5 protein-coding genes are annotated in these 5178 nt (G+C 56.7%); 4 read left to right on the forward strand and 1 reads right to left on the reverse strand.

Going from position 1 to position 5178, the window contains the following annotated elements; all coding sequences use genetic code 11:
- Nucleotides 1–294: 294 nt before the first annotated feature.
- Complete coding sequence (locus L1249_RS17080; RefSeq protein ID WP_089675418.1) at nt 295–873, reverse strand: NAD(P)H-dependent oxidoreductase; 579 nt, start codon at nt 871–873, stop codon at nt 295–297.
- Nucleotides 874–1043: 170 nt separating this feature from the next.
- Between L1249_RS17080 and L1249_RS17085 the strand changes: the two genes are divergently transcribed.
- The 4 genes from L1249_RS17085 (at nt 1044) to L1249_RS17100 (ending at nt 5072) form a co-directional block, all read left to right on the forward strand.
- The gene (locus tag L1249_RS17085) at nt 1044–1946 is read left to right on the forward strand and encodes a LysR family transcriptional regulator (protein WP_044629808.1); all 903 of its coding nucleotides are present in this window, start codon (nt 1044–1046) and stop codon (nt 1944–1946) included.
- Nucleotides 1947–2086: 140 nt separating this feature from the next.
- Nucleotides 2087–2305, forward strand: coding sequence for a DUF1656 domain-containing protein (locus tag L1249_RS17090; RefSeq protein ID WP_089675420.1), 219 nt, complete (start codon nt 2087–2089; stop codon nt 2303–2305).
- 35 nt (nt 2306–2340) lie between these two features.
- Nucleotides 2341–3225 carry an efflux RND transporter periplasmic adaptor subunit gene (locus L1249_RS17095; RefSeq protein WP_044629810.1) on the forward strand — a complete coding sequence of 295 codons (885 nt, stop codon included), beginning with the start codon at nt 2341–2343 and terminating at the stop codon, nt 3223–3225.
- A gap of 2 nt (nt 3226–3227) precedes the next feature.
- Entirely contained in the window at nt 3228–5072 is a 1845-nt protein-coding gene (locus L1249_RS17100; protein WP_235253794.1) for an FUSC family protein, read from the forward strand.
- Nucleotides 5073–5178: the final 106 nt, after the last annotated feature.

Raw genomic sequence — 5178 nt, forward strand, 5'->3', positions numbered from 1 at the left:
CGCCCAGATGTGGCTGCCTCATATGCGGTTCCTGTTCGTCGGGCCAGGAGTTTGCCTACAGCTTCCTTCAGATTCCGCCTCACGACGAACACCCTTGCTGTTCAGCTAACGGTTCCCGCTATCAGGGGCCGTAGGGGACTTTCACCCCCAAGTCATCCGGCCAACCACCACGGCGGACCGGATAGCGCCTAATTGGCGCTGCGCGCCATGCCTGGCGCACCACAAAAAAGCGCCCACCGACGTCGGTGGGCGCTTGTGTTGATGCGTGTGTGAATGCTTTAGCAGCGTGGCGAATTAACCAAACACGCGGCGCAAGTGGGTGCGGTAAGCGGCTTTATCACGCTCTACGTTCGGCACCTTTATCACATCATTGGCAATAAAGGTTGGCTGAGCTGCAAGGCCAATGAACTCCTGAGACTTATGGAACGGGAAGTACACGCCATCCACCCCACGGCCTTCGAAGAAGTTACCCGGCTCGTCGAACGCTTCAATCGGCGCGTTCCAGGTCAGCGACAGCATGTAGTGGCGGCCTTGCAGCAGGCCGCCGCTTCCGTACTGTTGGGTTGGGTCTTGACGAGTGCGACCATCGCTGGCGTACAGAGAGCCATGGCCTTCAGTGAAGACTTCATCAATGTAGCGCTTGACGGTCCAGGGGGTGCCCATCCACCAGCCGGGCATTTGATACACAATGCTGTCCGCCCAGAGGTAGTTTTGCACTTCGGTGGCAACCTCATAGCCCTGCTCGATAACCGTTTCGCGTACTTCATGGCCTAGCTCTTTCAGCGTATCCACCGCCACGGCATGCAGGGTATTGTTGAGTTCACCACCAGAGTGGGCAAACGCTTTACCGCCATTGATTAACAGTATCTTCATTGCTTCAACCTCACCGTATATCGTGACCACCCCGCTTAACAGAAGTAAGCAGGGCATTAATTGGCGAGTATTGTGCAGTGCAGAGCAGGAAAGAAAAACCAAACATCTAGCAAGAGACTTTTGCGCTAAAATCAATAATCAACCTTTTATCGAGGTACCTCAAACCAACGATGAAAAGCACCCTGGAAGAGCAGCAGGCGTTTATCACCGTGGTGGATTGCGGCTCAATTACCGCCGCTGCTGAACGGTTAGGTATTACCGTGTCAGGCGTCAGCCGTGCGCTAAACCGCCTGGAGCAAAAGCTTGGCACGACGCTGCTGCGCCGCACGACCCGCCGTTTGGAACTGACCGAAGAAGGGGAAACCTTTCTCGCCCACTGCCGACGCATCCTGGCCGCCGTGGAAGAGGCCGAAGAGGCCCTGCTCGACCGCCACAACCAGCCTCAAGGAAGACTTCGGGTTAACGCCGCCCCTAGTTTTATGCAGTTTGTGATCGTGCCGGTCATTGGCGAATTCCGTGCCCGTTACCCCGGCATTACGTTGGAATTGGATACCCACGACCGGTTTGTCGATCTGCTGGAACAGCGAGTCGATTTAGCCATTCGCATCGGCGATTTGGAAGACTCCTCCCTTCATGCTCGCCTGCTGGGACATAGCCCGCTGCGACTTCTCGCTAGCCCCAGCTATATTCAACGTCACGGTGCTCCGCAAAGCATTGATGAATTAGCGCAACACAGCCTGATGGGTTTTAGTCAGTTAGAACACCTTAATCAGTGGCCGCTCATCGGCGCCGACGGTAAGCGTTTGCACATCTCACCAACACTCTCTGCCTCTAGCGGTAGCACGCTCATAGAACTAGCCATCGCCGGAGAAGGCATTGTTTGCTTGGCCGACTTTATGACCATCGCTCCTCGCCAGAAGGGAGCACTGGTTGACATCTTACCCGACTATACCGAGCTTAAAACCCAAGCCGTGAACGCTGTTTACTATCGCCAAGCCACACTTTCTCAGCGTACACGGCTATTTATGGAGTTTTTGGCCGAGCGGCTTCCAGGCAAGTATTTGCAGGGATAACGACATTATGGCATCGCTAAACCGGCTCGATTTCATCCTTTATTCTGAGTATTAAAGGGAGAAAAAGTCCCTGACCCGTCTATTGTTAACAGGCTAATATTGCTTTTATCATTATCAACACCCTGCCAAGTAAGGATGTTATGGGCCTTCAAGAAATTGCCGTTGGCGGCATCTATCTCAGTCCACTGCTGATCTACGCGCTGATGGCTTTTATCGGCACACTGGTCATTCGCTCGCTGCTGCACTGGGTGGTTGGTGAGCATGCACTCTGGTATGAAGCCTGGTTCGATATCTCGCTTTTTGTCATCTTAATGGCGGCAACCACTTTTCTGTTTACCGTCTTGCTTGAACGCCTGTGATATAGCCCTTGTAGCAGCCCTTGAGAGAACTGTTGATGCGCCCTTCGCTTCGTATTTTGCTCACTCTGATCATCGTTGCCATTGCTATCGCCGCCGGTGCTTGGCTGTGGCGTTACTACCTCTATACCCCCTGGACCCGCGACGCTCGTGTTCACGCCGAGGTCGTCACTATTGCACCGGATGTCACCGGCTGGGTAAATAGCCTTGAAGTGGCCGACACCGATTATATTGCTGAGGGCGAAACGCTGTTCACCATTGACGACACCCGCTACCAAGCCGCCGTCGACAGCGCTCAAGCCACGCTAGAACATCGCCAAGCCACCTTAGAACTCAATCGTGCGGAAGCTGGACGCCGCAACCAGTTGGGTAACAGCCAAGCCATTAGCGCCGAAGCCCAGCAGATCGCCCAAATCAACTCGCGCATTGCCGAAGCCGATGTCAAGCAGGCTCAATCCGCGTTGGAGAGTGCGCAACTTGATCAGGCACGCACCCAGGTCGTCGCTCCTGTTAGCGGGCACGTGCTCAATGTTCAGCTCACCACCGGTAACTTCGTCAATCGCGGCACGCCCGTGATGGCGCTCATTGCCGATGACTCCTACTACGTCATGGGTTATTTCGAAGAGACCAAAATGGCCTCAATTAAGGTGGGCGACCCGGCAGAGGTAGTACTAATGAATGGCAATACCCACCTGAATGGGCGAGTGGCGGGCATTGGGCGTGGCATTGCCGACAGCAACACCACCCTCAATCAACAGCTACTGCCTCAAGTTGAGCCCACCTTTAGCTGGGTACGCCTAGCCCAGCGCATCCCCGTGCGCATCACCTTAGACGCGGTACCCGACGACACCCTGCTAAGCGTGGGCATGACCGCAACCGTGCACATCCACCCTGAATCGTCTTCTCAGGCCACTTCGCCGTAACCATGCCGCCCTTTTTGCGCACCTACTTCACGCCTAACGCCACGGCGGTAAAGTTTGCCATTAAAACCACGCTGGCCATGATGCTAGCGCTTTACGTCGCGCTGGCTTTCGATGTGGAGCGCCCCTACTGGGCGCTGATTTCCGCGGCGTTTCTGCAAATTCGCCCCATGAGTGGCATGGTCGTCGAGAAAGGCCTCTGTCAGTTGGGTGGCACCGCGCTGGGCGCTATCGTGAGTATCTTCATCATGGCGCTGTTTGCCCAGGCACGCCTGCCCGCACTGCTCACGCTCACCTGCTGGATTATGCTGTGTACCTACGTCGGCTCGCTGTGGCGCAATAACTACACCTACGGCTGCCTCATGGCCGCCGTGACAGCCATGTTGATCGTGGTGATTTCCAGTGGCAGCACCCCAGCCGGAATTTTCGACATTGCTGTGGCACGCATGACCGAACTGGGGTTGGGTGCCCTGTGCGCCATGCTGGTCAGCGCACTGTTATGGCCCTCTCATGTGGGCACACATTTGGCCACCCAGGCCGACACGGTGATTAACGAGGCCTTCACCCACGCCGCCCTACGCTTGGAAGCCAGCGACGATATAGCTGCCATGCAGGAGGCCCTGCGCGGTAGCCTCACCCCGCTGGCCGTGCTGGAAACCGACAGCCAGGCGGCTCGTTTTGAAGGCCCAGTGGGCCCCGGCCGAGTGCGTGCTACCCATGTTCTAACGCGACGCACATTGCGCTTTTTCGCCAACCTGCAGGCGCTTCACCAATTGATGCACGACCACGCTGACCGCCTTGCCCCTGAAAGTATCGAGCTTGCGGGTCAGGTAGCGAATGGTTTTCGCGATGCCGAACATGTCAAAGGAGTGGCTGACGCCCGCAAAGCCCTGCAGGGGTTACGACATCGGGTTCATGAAAGTGAAGAAGAAGCCAGCCTTGCCCCTCTCGACCGTCGCCTCCGCCTGGGGCTACGTGAATCGATCGGTCACGCCATGGTCATGCTTGACGCCCGCGAGGCGATTGCCTCACCGGCAAGCCATAAGCTTCGTTCTTCGCCACTGGCCTGGCACCGTGACCACCTCGCCGCCAGTATCAACGCTATACGCTCGGGTCTTTTGTTCTCGCTACTGGCGACTTTTTGGATTGTCACCGCCTGGCAGAGCGCCATGATTGCGATGATGCTCGGCACGCTGTTTTCCGCGTTCTTCGCCAGCCGTGACAACCCTATCGCGATCACTATGATGTTCTACAAAGGCATGCTGGCGGCAATCCCCAGCGCCTTTCTATTCGGCCATGTGTTGCTCTCACAGGCCAATGGCTTTCCGATGCTGGCCATGCTGTTTGGCACGCCGCTGTTTCTAGGCCTGCTGGGCGCCACCAACCCGGCGACCATGGGTTACTGCCTGGCATTTACCATTTTCAATATCCTGCTCACCATGCCCGGCAACGGCATGGACTTCTCGTTCGACAGTTTCGCCAACCGGGTGGTGGCCGTGGTGATCGGGCTCAGCTGCGTGGTCATGTCCTTTCGTCTGCTGCCAGGGCTGGGCACACGCCTTAGACGCCGGCGTCTGATCAACGCTATTTCGAAAGATATTCATGAGTTAACGCGGCGCTCGATTCGCGATGCCGAAACCCGCTTCAGCGGTCACATGGCGGACCGCCTGCTGCAGCTTGCCCAACACGACGACATGCTGCCAGAACAACAACGCCATCTTTTTATTCTTGGTTTGACCGGGCTCGACCTGGGCACTGCCACGCTACGCCTGCGTGACCGGCTGGATGATGCACCTCACCCGAGCATCCGCGAGGCGCATCGCCACCTACTAGCAGTCTGTCGGACTTGAGGTTAATGGATGAGCTGAGGCGTGGGTTCTTCACCCCCCCCTGTGTTGGTGTTGGTGTTGGTGTTGGTGTTGGTGCTGTTGTGTGGCTCTTAACCTGCCCCTCAGC

Origin of the sequence: Halomonas sp. Cn5-12, assembly GCF_021532545.1 — a bacterium.
GTDB lineage: Bacteria > Pseudomonadota > Gammaproteobacteria > Pseudomonadales > Halomonadaceae > Vreelandella > Vreelandella aquamarina.